18 protein-coding genes are annotated in these 17,158 nt (G+C 48.7%); 13 read left to right on the top strand and 5 right to left on the bottom strand.

All coding sequences use genetic code 11. The features are described 5' to 3' along the window. Positions 1 to 25 precede the first annotated feature (25 nt). Positions 26 to 2,788 (bottom strand): TonB-dependent receptor domain-containing protein, encoded by a 2,763-nt coding sequence (locus HMPREF2865_RS00715; protein ID WP_070644946.1) that lies wholly within the window; start codon positions 2,786 to 2,788, stop codon positions 26 to 28. 385 nt (positions 2,789 to 3,173) lie between these two features. Next, positions 3,174 to 3,635: a c-type cytochrome gene (locus tag HMPREF2865_RS00710; protein WP_070644944.1), complete on the bottom strand. Its 462-nt coding sequence runs from the start codon at positions 3,633 to 3,635 to the stop codon at positions 3,174 to 3,176. A gap of 132 nt (positions 3,636 to 3,767) precedes the next feature. Between HMPREF2865_RS00710 and HMPREF2865_RS00705 the strand changes: the two genes are divergently transcribed. The 6 genes from HMPREF2865_RS00705 (at position 3,768) to HMPREF2865_RS00680 (ending at position 9,117) form a co-directional block, all read left to right on the top strand. Then, positions 3,768 to 4,592, top strand: a complete 825-nt coding sequence (locus HMPREF2865_RS00705; protein ID WP_070644942.1) for an SDR family oxidoreductase — start codon at positions 3,768 to 3,770, stop codon at positions 4,590 to 4,592. Between the two features lie 113 nt (positions 4,593 to 4,705). Continuing rightward, positions 4,706 to 5,179: a Fur family transcriptional regulator gene (locus HMPREF2865_RS00700; protein ID WP_070644940.1), complete on the top strand. Its 474-nt coding sequence runs from the start codon at positions 4,706 to 4,708 to the stop codon at positions 5,177 to 5,179. Further along, positions 5,167 to 6,096, top strand: a complete 930-nt coding sequence (locus HMPREF2865_RS00695; RefSeq protein ID WP_003682934.1) for a CobW family GTP-binding protein — start codon at positions 5,167 to 5,169, stop codon at positions 6,094 to 6,096. The genes HMPREF2865_RS00700 and HMPREF2865_RS00695 overlap by 13 nt, the downstream gene beginning before the upstream one ends. Positions 6,097 to 6,193: 97 nt before the next feature. Further along, positions 6,194 to 7,249 (top strand): ABC transporter permease subunit, encoded by a 1,056-nt coding sequence (locus HMPREF2865_RS00690; RefSeq protein ID WP_070461485.1) that lies wholly within the window; start codon positions 6,194 to 6,196, stop codon positions 7,247 to 7,249. A 36-nt stretch (positions 7,250 to 7,285) separates the two neighbouring features. After that, positions 7,286 to 8,326: an ABC transporter permease gene (locus HMPREF2865_RS00685; RefSeq protein ID WP_070461486.1), complete on the top strand. Its 1,041-nt coding sequence runs from the start codon at positions 7,286 to 7,288 to the stop codon at positions 8,324 to 8,326. Positions 8,327 to 8,436: 110 nt separating this feature from the next. Beyond that, complete coding sequence (locus HMPREF2865_RS00680) at positions 8,437 to 9,117, top strand: sulfite exporter TauE/SafE family protein (RefSeq protein ID WP_003680951.1); 681 nt, start codon at positions 8,437 to 8,439, stop codon at positions 9,115 to 9,117. An 87-nt stretch (positions 9,118 to 9,204) separates the two neighbouring features. Here the strand turns inward: HMPREF2865_RS00680 and HMPREF2865_RS00675 are convergent, their stop codons facing one another. From HMPREF2865_RS00675 to xseA, 3 genes are all read right to left on the bottom strand, one after another. Continuing rightward, positions 9,205 to 10,014: a sulfite exporter TauE/SafE family protein gene (locus tag HMPREF2865_RS00675; RefSeq protein ID WP_070644938.1), complete on the bottom strand. Its 810-nt coding sequence runs from the start codon at positions 10,012 to 10,014 to the stop codon at positions 9,205 to 9,207. 1 nt (position 10,015) lies between these two features. Next, on the bottom strand, positions 10,016 to 10,795 hold the full coding sequence (gene pssA, locus HMPREF2865_RS00670; protein WP_070644936.1) for a CDP-diacylglycerol--serine O-phosphatidyltransferase: 780 nt from the start codon (positions 10,793 to 10,795) through the stop codon (positions 10,016 to 10,018). Between the two features lie 123 nt (positions 10,796 to 10,918). Continuing rightward, positions 10,919 to 12,268: an exodeoxyribonuclease VII large subunit gene (xseA, locus tag HMPREF2865_RS00665; RefSeq protein ID WP_070607697.1), complete on the bottom strand. Its 1,350-nt coding sequence runs from the start codon at positions 12,266 to 12,268 to the stop codon at positions 10,919 to 10,921. Positions 12,269 to 12,449: 181 nt separating this feature from the next. Here xseA and lpxK point away from each other — a divergent pair, with 181 nt between their 5' ends. The 7 genes from lpxK (at position 12,450) to adk (ending at position 17,105) form a co-directional block, all read left to right on the top strand. Beyond that, a complete protein-coding gene (gene lpxK / locus HMPREF2865_RS00660) occupies positions 12,450 to 13,460 on the top strand; it encodes a tetraacyldisaccharide 4'-kinase (protein ID WP_070644934.1) in 1,011 nt (336 codons plus the stop codon). A gap of 64 nt (positions 13,461 to 13,524) precedes the next feature. Further along, a complete protein-coding gene (locus HMPREF2865_RS00655; RefSeq protein WP_070644932.1) occupies positions 13,525 to 14,190 on the top strand; it encodes a DUF2059 domain-containing protein in 666 nt (221 codons plus the stop codon). A 48-nt stretch (positions 14,191 to 14,238) separates the two neighbouring features. Next, a complete protein-coding gene (locus HMPREF2865_RS00650) occupies positions 14,239 to 14,814 on the top strand; it encodes a DUF2059 domain-containing protein (protein ID WP_070644930.1) in 576 nt (191 codons plus the stop codon). Between the two features lie 94 nt (positions 14,815 to 14,908). Next, positions 14,909 to 15,091 carry a Trm112 family protein gene (locus HMPREF2865_RS00645; protein WP_049329252.1) on the top strand — a complete coding sequence of 61 codons (183 nt, stop codon included), beginning with the start codon at positions 14,909 to 14,911 and terminating at the stop codon, positions 15,089 to 15,091. Beyond that, positions 15,088 to 15,846, top strand: coding sequence for a 3-deoxy-manno-octulosonate cytidylyltransferase (gene kdsB, locus HMPREF2865_RS00640; protein WP_070644928.1), 759 nt, complete (start codon positions 15,088 to 15,090; stop codon positions 15,844 to 15,846). Before HMPREF2865_RS00645 ends, kdsB begins: the two co-directional genes overlap by 4 nt. 21 nt (positions 15,847 to 15,867) lie before the next feature. Further along, positions 15,868 to 16,386: a 3-deoxy-manno-octulosonate cytidylyltransferase gene (locus tag HMPREF2865_RS00635; protein WP_070644926.1), complete on the top strand. Its 519-nt coding sequence runs from the start codon at positions 15,868 to 15,870 to the stop codon at positions 16,384 to 16,386. A gap of 71 nt (positions 16,387 to 16,457) precedes the next feature. Next, positions 16,458 to 17,105, top strand: a complete 648-nt coding sequence (adk, locus tag HMPREF2865_RS00630; protein WP_003746105.1) for an adenylate kinase — start codon at positions 16,458 to 16,460, stop codon at positions 17,103 to 17,105. Positions 17,106 to 17,158: the final 53 nt, after the last annotated feature.

Raw genomic sequence — 17,158 nt, 5'->3', positions numbered from 1 at the left:
ATATTAAGAATACTGATAGATAGGTTTAGAACTTATAACTGATGGTAAACAGCAAAGTCCTGCCGCGCGCGTAGTTGTTCAAGACGGAGCGTGTCGTGCCGCCATATTTGCCATTGCATAAACCGTTGGCATCGCATTCGACTTCCTCATCATCCCAACCGCCTTTTCTTTCAAATACGCTGAAATAGCGCTGGGTTGCGGCATCGTTTGCAGCATCCAAAGGATCGACATAGCGTTTATTGAACGCATTTTGAATGTCGAAACGAAGAATAAGGTTTTTCTTTGGTTCATAATTGGCATAGAAATCAAAAATCATTGGCTGTCTGTTGATGCTTTCTGTTTTTTTGATCACTCTTCTGCCCATTTGATGTGAAGAGTAGGTATTGGCGCCGGTTGTACCGTCAACAAATTCCTCCTCAGTCGTCGCCCGTGTACTTTTGCCGTAATAGCGCATAATGCCGCCGATGGTCAATTTGTTGCCCAACCATCGGGATCCTAATTCAAAACGGCCATAATCTCGGGGTAAGCGTGAAATTTTGCTTAAGCCGTAGCCCTGTTTAATTTGGTCTTCTTTAGAAGAGTTGCGGGGCGATTCGCTGGCATCGCTATAATTGGTCGGCTGGTTGGTTTTTTGATATGCGTAAGACAGGGTTGTAAAAAAGCGGCCGAAATCATAGTTCATTTCCACTTCCAAACCATTTTTATGAACAGGTTTGGCATAGTTTCGATGCTGGATAGAGTATTGCAGGCCGGTGCTGGTTACCCAGCTGGGTGCTTTATCCAAATCCCACCATTTGCCATAAACATTGTGGATATAGTTGTTTATCCTGCTGCGATAGGCGACCAGTTTGAAACCCAATACATCGTCCGGCTTGAAAATCCCTTTTTTGAAGGTATTGAAGCCTATTTGGTAAGTATTGGCCTGTTCCGGCTTAAGGGCAGTATTGACGCCCGAGTCGCCGATTTGTGAAAAATACATTTCTTGAATATTCGGCATTCTATGCGTACGCGAATAGCTGATAAACGGCATAAAGTAGTCGTTGACATTGATGTTTAATGCCACCGAATGGTTTACCGCATGCTTTTTACCGGATTTGGTATAAACCGGTTCGTAAAGGTCGCAGCTTGGCGTGCAATGCTGTTTATAAATTTCAGAATCTTCTCCAAATGCTTTTTTAAAGTCTTCTTGGGTATTGAAGTAGTCGGTATATTCGCCCTTGTAGCGGTAGTTGACCATATTGGCGCTGTAATTCAATTGATAAATGCCTTTTTTCAAGGAAGTATCAAAATAGAACGTATTGAATTTTTGCTGGCCTGAAGGTTGCAATATGGTTGATTTTTGAGGAAATATTCCTTTGTCGCCTTTGAAGCGGCCTAAAAAGCTGTACAGGCCGGCATCTTGATCCGGGCCGTCATAAAACAGGCTCAGCTCTTCCGGAAAGCGGTTTTTACTGTATTGGTTTTTAAAGAAATTGAAACCGACAGTAGTTTTTAAATCTGTTTTTTGGGGAAGTTTGAAAGAAAAGCTGTTGTTGATATCCAAAAGATTGGCCGTATTTTTGGTTTCCAAATAATCAAGCAGTCCCCATCCTGAAAAACGTGAGTTTTTCGGATATTTTTGTTTTCCCAAATTATGGGCGGCCAACACGTTTAAATCGACATAATCGCCAATGTTTAAGTTGTAATTGGCTTGGTAGTTGCGGTTTTCTACTTTGCGGCTGCCGATACGGTTGTTCATGGTACGAAGCTGAAGGTTCAGCTTGTTGTTGTCGTTTTCGTATTCCACTTTGACCAAATGGCTGTTTGAGCGTTGTTGCAGGCTGGTCGGGTCGATTGGAGTCAGATCCCATTGCGGTGCCAAATTCTCTTTCCAGCCTCTTTCCAAGTCATCGACATAATCTCTTTGTAAAACTTCAGGATCGTTATATTTTTTGGAGAAAGGGTAGTCCCAATAGCTTTTACCGACCGCATTGCGCTTGGAAAAGTCGCGAACCCAACGATTTTGCCCTTGGTCGAATTTTAATAAGTTGCGTTCAAAATATTCTTGTTTTTTACGGTCCAAATATTCTTCGCCAAAATTGCCGATACGCTGACCGCCGTCGCCTACTTTATAGTTTTGCTCGACATTACGGTGGCTGTAGCCATATAACGCGCCAAGGCGCGCACCGCTGTCAAACCATTTTTGTACTGCTCCGGTTGCCATAAAGTTGCTTTTGGTGCTGTTTGTGCCGGTCAATCCTTTGGTCAAGAGGCCGAAGGTATTGTTTCCGTGTACCACATCGTCTACCCGCAAAGTACGGAAATTGGCTGTACCGGATAAGGCATTGATGCCGTTGGCACCTGTGAAACTGCCTTTGGTTACATCCACGCCGGCAATAAAATTGGGATCCAGTGCCGTACCGAATTGCGAGGAGCTGCCGCTGCGTCCGGCATCGGCAGAAGTGGAATAGAAGGTTTGGGTTACGCCGTCAACCATCGTATTGACACGTCCCAAACCGCTATCGCCACGGATATTGACCGCCAATACCCCCGATCCCTTGTCTTGTTGGGTGAAAACGCCGGGCATGCTCCGAACGATGGTATCGATGTTTTCGCTGGATTGATAAACGCGTTCACGCGAACTTTTGGCTTGGCCTTCGGTAAAAACTTTTTTCTCTTTGGCAATGTGTTTGCCTTTGACTTGAATTTCATCAAGCTCTTGAGTTGAAACCTCGTCTTCTGCGTGTGCGATACTTGTTATAGCCAGTAAAGATAATGTTAGTAGATTTAATTTGAAATTCGGATTCATGATAGTTACCTCAGAAACGAAGTCGTTACTTTATAACATATTATTAAACTTTACAAATATTTTGAAAATGGTTTTTATTTGTTAAAAAATAAAGTAGATTCTTGTTTCAGGAGATAATCCAACCGCATATGATTCATCTGGCTGAAAAGATAAAGCAGGTCTGAATTTGAATTGGGTTGGTCGAGAAGAAGGAAGATTTAATTGAATTTAAACGGCTGGAAGAAGAAAATTTGATTGCGCTATGTGAATTGAGCCGTCGGTTTCAAATGAAACTGGTAAAAAACATGAAATGCAAAATATAAAGTCGATATAGAAAGGTTTGAAGTCAGTTGAAGAAAAGGCCGTCTGAAAATGATATTTCAGACGGCCTTTATTGTTTTAAGCCTTATTCCGGACCGCGGAATGTGTCGTGGCAAGATTTGCAGCTTGCACCGGTTTCGCCGTAAGCGGCTTTGATTTCTTCCAATTTGCCGGTTTGGGCGGCAGCGTTGAGTTTCTCAACAGCAGCGACGAATTTTTCTTCTTCGGCTTTGAATGTGGCTGTGTCTGTCCAGATGGCAGGCAGGGCGCGGCCGTTGCCTTGAGGGTCGGATTCAAACAGGGTGAACGGTTTTTTGCTGTTTTCAGCAAAAGTGGCTGCAGCTTGTTTGAATTTCTCAACGTCGTAAGGCTCTTCGTCTTTGACCATTTTGCCCATGCGGGTAAACTCAGGCATCATGGATTTGAACGCGGCCGTACGGTCTTCGGAAATCGGGCCTTTAGGCTGGGAAGGCGCGCCGCTGCCGCCGCAGGCGGAAAGGGTAAGCGCCACTGCTGCCAAAGCAACAGGGAGAAAACGGGTTTTCATATGGAGTGTGTCCTATTGTGATGATATGATTATCGTTAAATTTAAAATCAGCCGGCCAAACACTCAGGCCGTCTGATAAGGCGTTATCATACCTTAAACCCAAGTCTGAAACGAGTATAGAAAGGAAACGATATGGCAATTTTGATTACCGGGGCATCGGCAGGATTCGGCGCGGCGATGTGCCGCACCTTTGTTGCGGCAGGCTATCATGTCATCGGCGCAGCAAGGCGTGAAGACAAATTGCAGCAGTTGGCAGAGGAATTGGGCGAGCAGTTTTACCCGTTGGAAATGGATGTTTCGCGTACGGAGTCGATTCAAAACGCTTTGAACAGCCTGCCCGAGCATTTAGCTGAAATTGATTGCCTGATCAACAACGCCGGTTTGGCTTTAGGTTTGGATTCTGCAGATAAAGCCGATTTTGGCGATTGGGAAACCATGATTCAAACCAATATCATCGGTCTGACTTTTTTGACCCGCCAGATTTTGCCGCAGATGGTAGCGCGCAAACAGGGCTACATCATCAATTTGGGTTCGATTGCCGGCAGTTATGCTTATTCCGGTAGTAATGTCTATGGCGCGACCAAGGCTTTTGTGCGTCAATTCAGTATGAACCTGCGCGCCGAATTGGCAGACAAAAACATCCGCATTACCAATATCGAACCGGGTTTGTGCGGCGATACCGAGTTTTCCAACGTCCGTTTCAAAGGCGACGATCAGCGTGCGGCCGAGGTTTATGAGAATATCGAGTTTATCCAGCCGCAAGATATTGCCGATACCGCATTATGGCTCTATCAGCGTCCGGCGCGGATGAACGTCAATTCCATCGAAATCATGCCGGTTGCCCAGACCTTTGCAGGCATGAAAGTTTACCGTGACGCGCCTGCTCCGGTGAAGGAAGAAACGTTTGAAAAACAAAGCATGTCTTTGTTTGGAAAAATTAAATCTTGGTTTAAGTAATCGGCATCAGGCCGTCTGAACGTTTCAGACGGCCTCTTTGTTATCTGAAATTGAACAAACACGTTATAATGTAATTTTTTATTAACAAGGCCGTCTGAAAGGCTGTTTCAGTTATGAACGCAATCAAACAAAAAATCTTAGAACAAGCGCAGCGCGATGGCGTGCAGGTAACCACATTGCGCGAGCAAGTGCTTGATATTGTTTTGAAACAAAGCGGCGTGATTAAAGCCTACAACGTTCTGTCGCAGATGCAGCAGCAAAGCGAGGGCGTGGTTGCGCCGCCGACGGCCTACCGCGCCCTTGATTTTTGGGCGGAGCAGGGCGTTTTGCACAAAGTGGCGGCGGTCAACGGCTATATTCTGTGCAGCCACGCGCAGCACGAGTGCAACGACCATTGTCACGACCACGAAGAAGCCGAAGCGCACCACAGCGCGTTTATTTTGGTTTGTACCGAATGCGGTACGGCGGATGAACAGACCTTGAGCCAAGAATGGGCGGCATTGCGTGCAGGCGTGGCCGAAACCGGTTTCTCATTAAAAGAAGAACATGTTGTTTTAACAGGAATTTGTAAAAAATGTCAGAAGTAAAAAAGACTAAAGTCCACCTGATTTCAGGCTTCCTCGGAACAGGTAAAACCACCGCACTCAAAAGTCTGATGGCGCAAAAAGATCCGAATGAAAAATGGGTCATCATCGTCAACGAATTTGGCGAAATCGGCATTGACGGCGCTGTCTTGAGCGACAACGGCATTCCCGTGGCAGAAATCGCCGGCGGCTGTTTGTGCTGTACTGCCGGCGCGCAAATGGGTACGACCGTACAAAAAATGCTGCGCGATGCCCAACCCGACCGCTTGATGATTGAAGCCAGCGGTCTGGCGCACGCCGCCAGTGTTATCGACGAATTGAAAGCCAAGCCGCTCGACAGCATGTTGGAAATCGGCGCTGTTTTTACCGTTGTCGATCCACGCCAATTCATTAATCCCGATTACGCTCAACAAGCCTTGTATAAAGACCAAATCGGCATTTGCGACGTATTGGTCGCCAGCAAAACAGACTTGTGCACGCCCGAGCAGCTGGCCGAGTTTCACGATAAAGCGGCCAAGCTGTTCCCGCCTAAAGCCAAAGTGGTTGAAGTTCAAAATGCGCAACTCGACATCCAATGGCTTGATATTCCCGTTGTCGAAAAATCGCGCTACCGTCTCAAAGCCCTGCCGGACAACACCATGGGCTTCCAGTCTCAAGGCTTCACGTTTCCTGCCGGACGTGATTTCGACGGTGAAAAACTGACCGATTTCTTCAACGACCTGCCTAAATTTACAGACGGCCTCGTGCGCGCCAAAGGCGTGTTCCAAGTGCTCGGTACATGGGTATGGCTCAACTGGGTGGACGGTCAATGGGGCGCAAACCAAGTTTCGTGGCGCCGTGACTCGCGCTTTGAGCTGATTGCCAAATCGTTTGACGCGGATTTAATTGAGAAGAAATTGCAGGAGGCCTTAGAGAAGTAAATAATCGGCCAAACGCTTATTAATCCGTTACTATATGCTGTCTGAGGTCAGTGGTTTCAGACGGCCTTCAAATCAAAAAATAGAGGAACACTTTATCATGTGGCGTTATATCTTTCATCGTTTGCTCCTTTTGATTCCCACGTTGTTGGGGATTTTGGCGATTACCTTCGCCGTCATTCAGTTTGTTCCCGGCGGGCCGGTGGAACAGATGGTTCAGCAGCTGACGCAGGGCGCGGTTGGCGGCGAAACAGCAGGACGCAGTATGCCTGGAACTTTGGCTAAAAACGGCAACCGCATCAGTGCGGAAGATTTGGCTGCTCTGAATGCTTTATACGGTTTCGACAAGCCGCCTGTGACGCGATTTGTGGATATGGTATGGAAATTCGCCCGTTTCGATTTGGGCGAGAGCTTTTTCCACCACCAAACCGTATTTGAGCTGGTGAAAGAGAAAATGCCGGTGTCGATGAGTTTGGGTTTGTGGACGTTCTTCCTAACTTATTTGATATGTATTCCGTTGGGTATTGCCAAGGCGGTCAGGGATGGCAGCCGGTTTGATACGGTTACGGGTATGATCATTTTGGTCGGCTATACCGTACCGCCGTTTGTCTTGGGTTTGGTGTTGCTGGTGTTGTTTGGCGGTGGCAGCTTTTTTGCCTGGTTCCCGCAGGGCGGCTTGGTCGGCGATGATTTCGATACGCTCTCTTGGGCGGGTAAAGTCAAAGATTATTTGTGGCATATGGCCTTGCCGATTACCGCTTCGGTAGCAGGCAACTTGGCAGTGATGACTGTATTGACGAAAAACGTATTCCTTGAAGAAATTCGCCGTCAATATGTTTATACCGCGCGAGCCAAGGGCTTGCCTGAGAAACAGATTCTATGGAAACATATTTTTCGCAACGCCATGATTCCTCTGATTACCGGTTTCCCGGCCGCATTTATCGGCGCATTCTTTACCGGAAGCCTGTTGATTGAAACGCTGTTCTCGCTGGATGGTTTGGGTTTGTTGTCTTACGAGGCAGTAATGAAACGCGATTATCCTGTCGTAATGGGTACGCTGTATGTGTTCACACTGATGGGGTTGTTGGCTAAATTGGTGTCAGATATTTCGTATTCGTGGGTCGATCCGCGCATTCACTTTGGCGGACAGAAATAAGGCCGTCTGAAAATGTCTTCAATCCATTATTAAAGAATGTTTCAAACCATGAAAAAGAAAAAATCTACTTCAAACCCTACTTGGCAAGCCTTTAAACAGCATAAGCGCGGTTGGTTGGCTTTGCGGATTTTGGCCGTTTTGTTTGTCGTCACTTTGCTTGCACCTTTGTGGAGCAACGACAAACCTTTGTGGATACGTTATCAGGGCGAGTATTTCTTCCCCTTGGTAAACGAATACAACGAAGCCACATTTGGCGGCGATTTCGATACGCCGGCGGATTATCTGGATCCGCTTATCCGCCACAACATTACTTCAGACGGCAATTTTGCCTTTTACCTGCCCAATCCTTACGATGCCGATACCTTGAACGATTTTGATACGGTACCCGATCCGGCCAAACCGTCCGAACGGCATATCTTGGGAACGGACGATCGCGGCCGCGACCTTTTGGCGCGCTTGGTTTACGGTTTCCGTGATTCGCTGTTGTTTGCCTTGGTGTTGACCGTGGTGACTACCGTGATTGGCGTGATTGCAGGCGCGGTGCAGGGTTATTTCGGCGGCAAAACCGACCTTCTGATGCAGCGTTTTATCGAGGTTTGGGGCGGTATGCCGGAGCTGTACCTCTTGATTATCCTGTCTTCGTTCTTTAATCCGGGGCTGTTGATTTTGCTGGTGTTGCTGTCGCTTTTCGGCTGGATGGGTTTGTCCGACTATGTCCGCGCCGAGTTTTTGAAAAACCGTCAGGCCGATTATGTTTTGGCGGCGCGCGCGATGGGCGTGGGCAACCGTGAAATCATGTGGCGCCATATCCTGCCCAACAGCTTGACGCCGGTACTGGCCTTCCTGCCTTTCCGTATTTCCGGTGCGGTACTCGCCCTGACCAGTTTGGACTTCTTAGGCTTGGGCGTACCTGCCTCACAGGCAAGTTTGGGCGAGTTGCTGGCGCAAGGCAAGGACAACTTGGACGCATGGTGGATCGGTCTGTCTGCCGTTGCTACGCTGACGGTGATGCTGCTTTTGCTGGTCATGATCGGCGAAGGTTTGCGTCAGGCATTTGACGTACGCGCACGCAGTTAATTGCTTTTCTAAAGCGTGAAGAGGGTGGGCGGCAGAGCCCATCCTTCATTCTCAAGGCCGTCTGAAAAGTTTCAGACGGCCTCATCCATTCGTTTGAATCATTAAAAATCATGAATCAAGAAATCACATTTCTTACTCTTTTTTTGCTCGGCTTTTTTGGCGGAACGCATTGCGTCGGCATGTGCGGCGGATTGAGCAGCGCATTCGCTTTGCAGCTGCCGCCACATTTAAACCGAATCGGGCTGATTGTATTGTTGAACTTGGGGCGCATCAGCAGCTATGTCGTCATTGGCCTGTTGGTCGGTTTGGTCGGGCAGGTCGGCATTTCCTTGGATGATACGCGCGCGGTTCAAAACGGTTTGTATATTGCCGCCAATGTCTTGCTGCTTTTGCTCGGTCTGTATCTTGCCGGTATTTCGACTGCCGCAACCAAAATCGAAGGCATCGGCAAACCGATATGGAAACGCCTGAATCCTTTGCTGAACAAATTGCTGCCGATTAAATCGGTGCCTGCCTGTTTCGGCGTGGGCGTGCTTTGGGGCTGGCTGCCTTGCGGTTTGGTGTACAGCGCGTCTTTGTATGCTTTGGGCAGCGGCAATGCCTTGCACGGCGGGCTGTATATGCTGGCGTTTGCATTGGGGACCTTGCCGAACCTGCTTGCGATGGGCATATTTGCAGCGCAGTTGAAAACCTTTCTGCAAAAACGCATGGTTCGTTTGTGTGCAGGATTGTTGGTGGCAGGATGGGCGATATGGCGCTTGGCCGTATTTGCGATGGGGCAAATCGGGTAAGGTAAAAAGGTTTTATTTAGTTTGTTGTTTTGCAATTAAAAAGGCCGTCTGAAAGATTTTCAGACGGCCTTTTTTCACAAGAAAGATTTAATGTATCAAATTCCAAGCCATCTTGGCGGCAATCAGCAGCAACATAATGCCGAAAGCAATTTTGAGTTTTCGGGCGGGCAGCTTGTGCGCCGTTTTTACGCCGAGCGGAGCAAAGAGGATGGTGGCAATGCTCAATATGGCCACAGCTGGAAGATAGATAAAGCCTGCCGCGCCTTCAGGCAGGTTGGCAATATGCAAACCGTTGGCAAAATAGCCGATGGTGCCGGCAACTGCAATCGGCCATGCCAGACCTGAAGATGTGCCGATGGCGCGGTGCGCCGGAAAGTTACAATACAGCAGAAATGGAACGGATAGCGAACCGCCACCGATACCGACCCAACTTGAAGCCGCCCCAAAAAGCGTGCCGACGGCTGTCAGGCCGGGGAGGGCAGGCAGGGTGCGCGAAGGTTTGGGTTTGGAATCGCGTAGGGTTTTGAGTGCGATAAAGGCAAGAAATACAATAAAGAAAACCTGCAAAGCCAGCGTCGGCATATATTTTGCCGACACCGCGCCGAGGAGTACGCCGAGTATCATGCCCGGCGTCATCCGGCGGACGGTCGCCCAATCGATGGCGTGCTTTTTATGTTGGGCGTACATACTGGAGAAGGTGGTAAATACCATTACGGCAAAGGAAGTGCCGATGGCTAGATGCTGGGCATAGGGGTGGCCGCCTATGCCTTGCAGTTGCAACGCCCATAAGACAACAGGAACAATCAACGTGCCGCCGCCTACGCCGAACAGTCCGGCAATAAAGCCCGCCGCGCTGCCGACGGCGAGCAGGGCAAGGATGATGTCCCAAGACCACATTTCAGACGGCCTTGTCGTGTTTGTGAGTTTTGTGGCGTTTTTTAAACCAACGGATAACTGCCATCACATAACCGGACAGGCTGTAACCGAGGAAGAATAAGAAGAGGACGAGCGAAGGCTTCCAGTTGATGAGCAGTAATACCAACACGGCAAGCACCATGCCCATGAACGGCACTTGGCGGCGGATATTGATTTCTTTGAAGCTCCAAAATGGAATCTGCACAATCATGGAAATGCCGGCAAACAGGGTGATACCCAATGCCCACCAATGCACGCCGGGGAAACGTTCGATGCTGTGATTGACCCAAATCAGGCCGACAATCAACGCAGCGGCGGTCGGGCTTGGAACGCCGATAAACCAGCGTTTATCGACTTTGCCGATAAGCGTGTTGAACAGCGCCAAACGCAGGGCGGCGCAGGCGCAGTAGATAAAGGCGACGGAATAACCGATTTTGCCAAACTGCCAAAGTTGCCATTTGTAGACAATCAGGGCAGGCGCTACGCCGAAGCTGACCATATCGGCAAGGCTGTCGAGCTGTTCGCCGAACGCGCTCTGGCTGTTGGTCAAACGGGCAACGCGTCCGTCCATGCCGTCGAGCAGCATGGAAAGGAAGACTGCAATCGCTGCCGTTTCATAACGTCCGTGCATGGACTGTGTAATGGCGAAGAACGCGCAAAACAGTGCTGCGATGGTAAAGGAATTGGGCAGCAGGTAAATGCTGTTTTTGCGGATGGAGTTGCGTGGAGGAATCGGATTTTCTGTATTTTGTGAGTTGTCCATAATGTTTCCGTATATGCTGCGTGTGCAGATGAGGCATTATACCGCATTGGCAGGTTAAGGATTTTTAACAGGCAAACATAGTTTCACTTCAATCGCATAAAGTTTCAGACGGCCTTTATTGCGTCAGTCAAACAACTCGCCCTGCGCCTGCTCTTTGGTCACGCGTACGTCGGTTTCGCCGTCGGCAAAAGTGATGTGCAGTTTCTGTCCTTGTTTCAACGTATCGGCATTGCGGATAACTTGTCCGCGGGTGTTTTTGACGACGGAGAAGCCGCGCTCCAGAATATGCTGCGGAGATACGGCTTCGAGCAATGCGGCTTGGGCGGTCAGGCTTTGACGGCGGTGGGTAAGCAGCTGGCGGAAGGAATGCGACAAGGTCGTTTGAAAGTGGTTGATGTTGTTTTTGTAAACAGAAACATCAGGACGGCAATGTTTTAGGGTTTGGGTTTGGCGTTCGAAACGGGCGGTGTGGGCGCGGAGATTTTGCGTCATCGAGTAAGACAGCGTTTGCGCCAGCTTGCTGATTGAAGCGCGCTGATCGTCAAGTTTTTGGCGCGGATGACGGATTTGCCGCGCCAACCAGTCGAGTTTTTGGCTGGCATCGAAATAGCGTTGTTCCAAAACGGTTTTCAGATGGCCTTGCGCTTGGGCGAGACGATGTAGCGATTCTTGGCGGTTGGGGCTGACCAATTCTGCCGCGCCGGTCGGTGTCGGTGCACGCACGTCGGCAACAAAGTCGGCAAGTGTGAAATCGGTTTCGTGGCCTACGCCGCTGACGACGGGAATCGCGCAGGTTTCGATGGCGCGCACAACCGGCTCTTCATTAAACGCCCACAAGTCTTCAATGCTGCCGCCGCCACGGCAGACAATCAGCACGTCACATTCGGCGCGTTGCGAAGCGGTTTTAATCGCTTGGGCAATTTGCAACTCGCTGCCTGTGCCTTGTACGGGTGTCGGATAAACGATAACGGGGATTTCGGGTGCGCGGCGGTTTAAGGTGGTCACGACATCGCGCAATGCCGCTGCCGCCAGACTGGTGACGATGCCGATACATTGCGGGCGGGCGGGCAACGGTTTCTTGCGTTCCGCCGCAAACGCGCCTTCCGCCTGCAACTGAGCTTTCAATCGCTCATAGGCTTCGTAAAGTTGCCCCAAACCTTTGAGCCGTACTTCGTTTACAGTAATTTGAAATTCGCCCCGCGCTTCATAAATGCTGATTTTTCCTGATACTTCGATATGGTCGCCTTCTTTCAAAGGCTTTGCCAAGCGCATGGCTGCACCCTTAAACATCGCGCAACGCACCTGCGCGCGGCTGTCTTTGAGCGAGAAATAATAATGTCCGCTGGCAGCACGGGTCAGGTTGGATACTTCGCCGGCAATCCACAAGCCTGCGAGATGGTCTTCCAACAAGGCTTTAGCGAGGGCGTTGAGTTCGGATACGGAAATAGAGGAGGGCGCGAAGAGTTCGGACATTGCGAAACAGGAAAAATTTGGGAAAGTTGAATTATAAGGGTTTTAGAGCGATTCGTTGTATTCGTTTTTATGAAACTTGCGCCCTTTGTTTTAATATTATCAAAGACGCATGTTCAGACGGCCTTGCCTGGGCGGGCTTGTGTTATATTATCGTTTGATTTTCGCTTCAAAAGCCGTGCGTATGCCCAAACTCCACCAAATTATCGAAGGCCATTGGCAATCCCCTAATCCGTTTTTGTCTTTGCTGTTAAAACCATTGTCCAAGCTGTTTGCCAGAATTGCGGCGAAACGGCGCGATGATTTTGTTTCAGGCCGTCTGAAAAGCGAAAAATTGCCTGTGCCTGTGGTGGTGGTCGGCAATATCCATGCAGGCGGGACGGGGAAAACGCCGATAGTCGCCGCGCTGGTGTTGGGGTTGCGGGAAAAGGGCGTTAAGGTCGGCATCATCAGCCGAGGTTACGGGCGCAAGAGTAAGGCGGTTCATGTATTGAATATAGCCAGCAGTGCGGCAGATGCAGGCGACGAGCCTTTATTGCTGTTTCGCCAAACCAGTGTGCCGACGGCGGTAGGCAGCAGCCGTGCAGAAGCAGGCAGGGCATTGCTTGCGGCGCATCCGGAGCTTGAATTGATTGTGGCTGACGACGGCTTGCAACATTATGCCTTGCAGCGCGATATGGAAATTGCCGTATTTCCTGCGGCAGATACAGGACGCACCAATTTAGATTTACTGCCCAACGGTAGTTTGCGCGAACCTTTGTCTCGGTTGGCTTCCGTTGATGCGGTCGTCGTCAGCGGGGGACAAGCAGATACGGCATTCAGGCAGTCTGAAAATATGTTTGCCAGCCATATTGAAACAGGGCAGATTTACCGTTTGAACAGGCCGTCTGAAAAATTGGATTTGGCGGGTTTGGGAAATCAAACCGTCGCCGCCGTCGCCGGTATCGCCAAGCCGGAGCGTTTTTTCAATACGTTGCGAAGCATGAATATTGCTTTAAAACAAACCGTTGCCTTGCCTGATCATGCAGATATTACGGCAGCGGATTTGCCGGACGTAGATGTGGTGATTATCACGGAAAAGGATGCGGTCAAATTTTCAGACGGCCACGGCTTGAATCATGTGTGGGTCTTGCCTGTTTATGCGATAATTGAGCCGGACTTGGCGGCGTTTGTATCCGCGAATGTTTCAATCTAAATGCTTATAGATGTTTCACAGATGTTTTAAAGATGATCTTCAAACTACGCGATAGGAGTAAATCATGAAGTTAAAATATTTGTTGGTCGCTTGCGCAGCTTTATTTGTATCCACTCAAAGCTTAGCTGCTAAACCAAGTGATGAATCTGCAATGAAATGGTTGGAGATTCAAGGGATAAGCAGTAATTATAGCGAGAAAGTACAACGTTCTTTGGAGATGGTAAATAAAGAGGACAATGAGCGCTTGTTAACGATGACACCCAAAGCGCAAAAAGCGCAGATGAAGGCGGTAATTAGCCGTTATATGAAAAACATGCAAGACGATTTGAGCCGCCCTGAGTTGAAAAAACAATGGTTGGATGAAGAAAAGCGTGCCGTACAGAAAGTATTTACACAAGAAGAAGTCGATGTACTCAACAGCTTCTTCTCTTCCCCTCGGGGCAAGGGTATTTTGAAAAAAATCAATCATCTCAGACAGCATGGCGGAGATATTGACAATGTGCTGAGCCAAGCAGACGTGGATAGCATAGTAAAAGTATTTGAGCATGGGGCCGGTAAGTCTGCATTTGAAAAGATAGAACGTTTCGACAAATTGAATGATGAGATTGTTGAAAAGACAATGAGCAACAACTATATCAACGCAAGCAGGAAATATACACCTGCTTTTAAAGCGCAAACGCGCGATATTTTGTGTAAGGGCAATAAACATTCTTCGGAATGTGCCAAATAGTATGCAGGCCGTCTGAAAATATTGATATTTATTAAGTAGGTAGAAAAAATGAAATTAAAAACTTTATTGTTGCCTTTTGCTGCTTTGGCCTTGTGTGCCAATGCGTTTGCCGCTACACCTAGCGATGAATCGCTGGAGCGTTTGTATCAAGTACAGAAGATGGATACTCTGTTGGATCAGACCTTCCAAAGTGTCGAGGGTATTGTGCTCTCTGATCCAAAGGTACAGGATTTTTTGAAAAATGCGCCGGAAGACAAACGTCCGCAGTTGGAAGCAGTCTTAAAGAAATATACAACTCAATTGATTGCTGAAATTAATACACCGCAAGTACATGCCCAGTTACATAAAGCGACGTTGGATGGCATAAAGACGGTTTATACTCAGGAAGAAGTCAACGCATTGATTGACTTTTACGGTACGACAGTGGGGCAATCGATACTCGATAAAATGCCACGCTATCTTGAGACAACGATGGGCCCGATGATAAACATCATTAATGAAAAATATGAAAAATCAGGTTATAACAAAGAATTAACTCGAGAAATTCATCAGATTATGTGTGGCGGCAAAAATCCTGCCCCAGCCTGCTCAACGCAACCCCAAAAACCGGCACGGAAAAAATAATGCCGCTTGAGGTCGTCTGAAAACGAGCGAAGCAAGTTTCGCCAAAACGAGCGAAGCGAGTTTCGCTAAAACCATCAAACCCGAAAGTAACCCCATGGAAAAAAAATTCTTAGACATCCTCGTTTGTCCTGTGACCAAAGGCAAACTCGAATACCATCAAGACAAACAGGAGTTGTGGAGCCGTCAGGCGAAGCTGGCTTATCCGATTCGTGACGGCATCCCTTATATGTTGGAAAATGAAGCGCGCCCGTTGAGCGAAGAGGAACTGAAAGCATGACCGAATTTGTCGTATTGATTCCGGCGCGGTTGGATTCTTCACGTCTGCCGGGAAAGGCTTTGGCCGATATTCACGGTAAACCGATGGTTGTACGCGTCGCCGAACAGGCGGCAAAAAGCGAGGCTGCGCGTGTTGTTGTTGCCACCGATCATCCCGATATTCAGACGGCCTGTCAGGCGCATGGCGTCGAAGTGGTCATGACTTCCAATCAACACGAAAGCGGTACAACGCGCCTTGCCGAAGCGGCCAATACGCTGAAACTGCCGCAGCATCTGATTGTTGTGAACGTACAAGGCGACGAGCCTTTAATCGACCCTGAACTCATCAACCGTACTGCCGAAGTTTTGGTTGAAAACAATGTGCAAATGGCAACTGCCGCCCACGAATTGCACGATTTTGACGAGTTTATGAATCCTAACGTCGTCAAAGTCATCCTCGATAAAAACCGCAACGCCATCTATTTCAGCCGCGCCCCGATTCCTTATCCGCGCGATGTGATGCGTGCCGAAAAACGCGAATTGCCTTCCGAAACAGCCGTTTTACGCCACATTGGCATTTATGCCTATCGTGCAGGCTTCCTGCAACGCTATTCGGAAATGGATGTTTCTCCTTTGGAAACCATCGAATCGCTGGAACAGTTGCGCGTCCTGTGGCACGGTTATCCGATTGCTGTTGAAATCACCCAAGAAGCGCCTGCTGCAGGTGTGGATACGCAGGAAGATTTGGACAGAGTACGTGTTGCGTTTAAAGCTTAAGGCCGTCTGAAAGGAAAAGACATGAATGATTTCCGCCATTTGAGCCGTGAAGAACAAAAATTGCTTGCCGACGTGGCGAAGCTGGTAAGAGAAGACGAACAAGAATTTAACTATGACATGCTGAAAATAGAAGCGCCAGAGCAGGCAAGCGGCGAGTTTTGGTTCCGCATGGCAGAAATGCTCAGCACTTTGCCGCCCAACCAGTCGTTGGACTTGCGTATGAACGGCGGACGCTTGACCGTTGCCGTATCGATTTTGTCGGTATTGCTGCAAGACAATCCGGATGTTCCTCAGCTTTGGGCACAAAAAATCATTGCGCTCAACTATTTGGCTCATGGCCATCAAACCCGTGCAATCGGTCTGGCGCAGCAGCCTGACAAAGCGGCCGAAGCCAATGAGGAAGAATATTTGGCGAAAGCCTTATCGCAAAACTTGCTTTCCACTTTGAAAGACGCGATAGAGCGATTCCCCGAAGACGCATGGTTTATCGAAATGCGCGACGATGCATGGAAGCATTTCGGCCCGAAAGAGGCCGTCTGAAGTTTTGAACGATAAACACAAGCCGTGTAAAATTATCTGAACATTAAATCCGTCAACCAAAAGGACTCATCATGAAAGTATTATTGTTGGGCGCACCAGGCGCCGGCAAAGGCACACAGGCTCAATTCATCACTGCTGCATTCGGCATTCCTCAAATCTCTACCGGCGACATGCTCCGCGCTGCCATCAAAGCAGGCACTCCGCTGGGTTTGGAAGCAAAAAAAATCATTGATGAAGGCGGTTTGGTACGCGACGACATCATCATCGGCATGGTGAAAGAACGCATCGCCCAAGACGACTGCAAAAACGGTTTCCTGTTTGACGGTTTCCCACGTACATTGGCACAAGCCGAAGCCATGGTTGAAGCTGGTGTGGATTTGGATGCCGTGGTTGAAATCGATGTACCTGACAGCGTGATTGTCGACCGCATGAGCGGCCGCCGCGTGCATTTGGCCTCCGGCCGTACTTACCACGTTACCTACAATCCGCCTAAAGTCGAAGGCAAAGACGACGTAACCGGCGAAGACTTGATTCAACGCGACGACGACAAAGAAGAAACCGTGAAAAAACGCCTTGCCGTTTACCACGAGCAAACCGAAGTTTTGGTTGATTTCTACAGCAAACTGGAAGGTGAACACGCGCCGAAATACATCAAAGTTGACGGCACCCAAGCAGTAGAAGCCGTGAAAGCCGAAGTATTGAAAGGTTTGGGCAAATAAGTTTTGCCAAAGTAAAATGATGAGGCCGTCTGAAAAAATATTTTCAGACGGCC

This window comes from Neisseria sp. HMSC073G10, from assembly GCF_001812605.1.
Lineage (GTDB): Bacteria > Pseudomonadota > Gammaproteobacteria > Burkholderiales > Neisseriaceae > Neisseria > Neisseria subflava_A.
The sequence above is the reverse complement of the archived record's forward strand: the minus strand, read 5'-3'. Positions and strand labels throughout refer to the sequence as shown.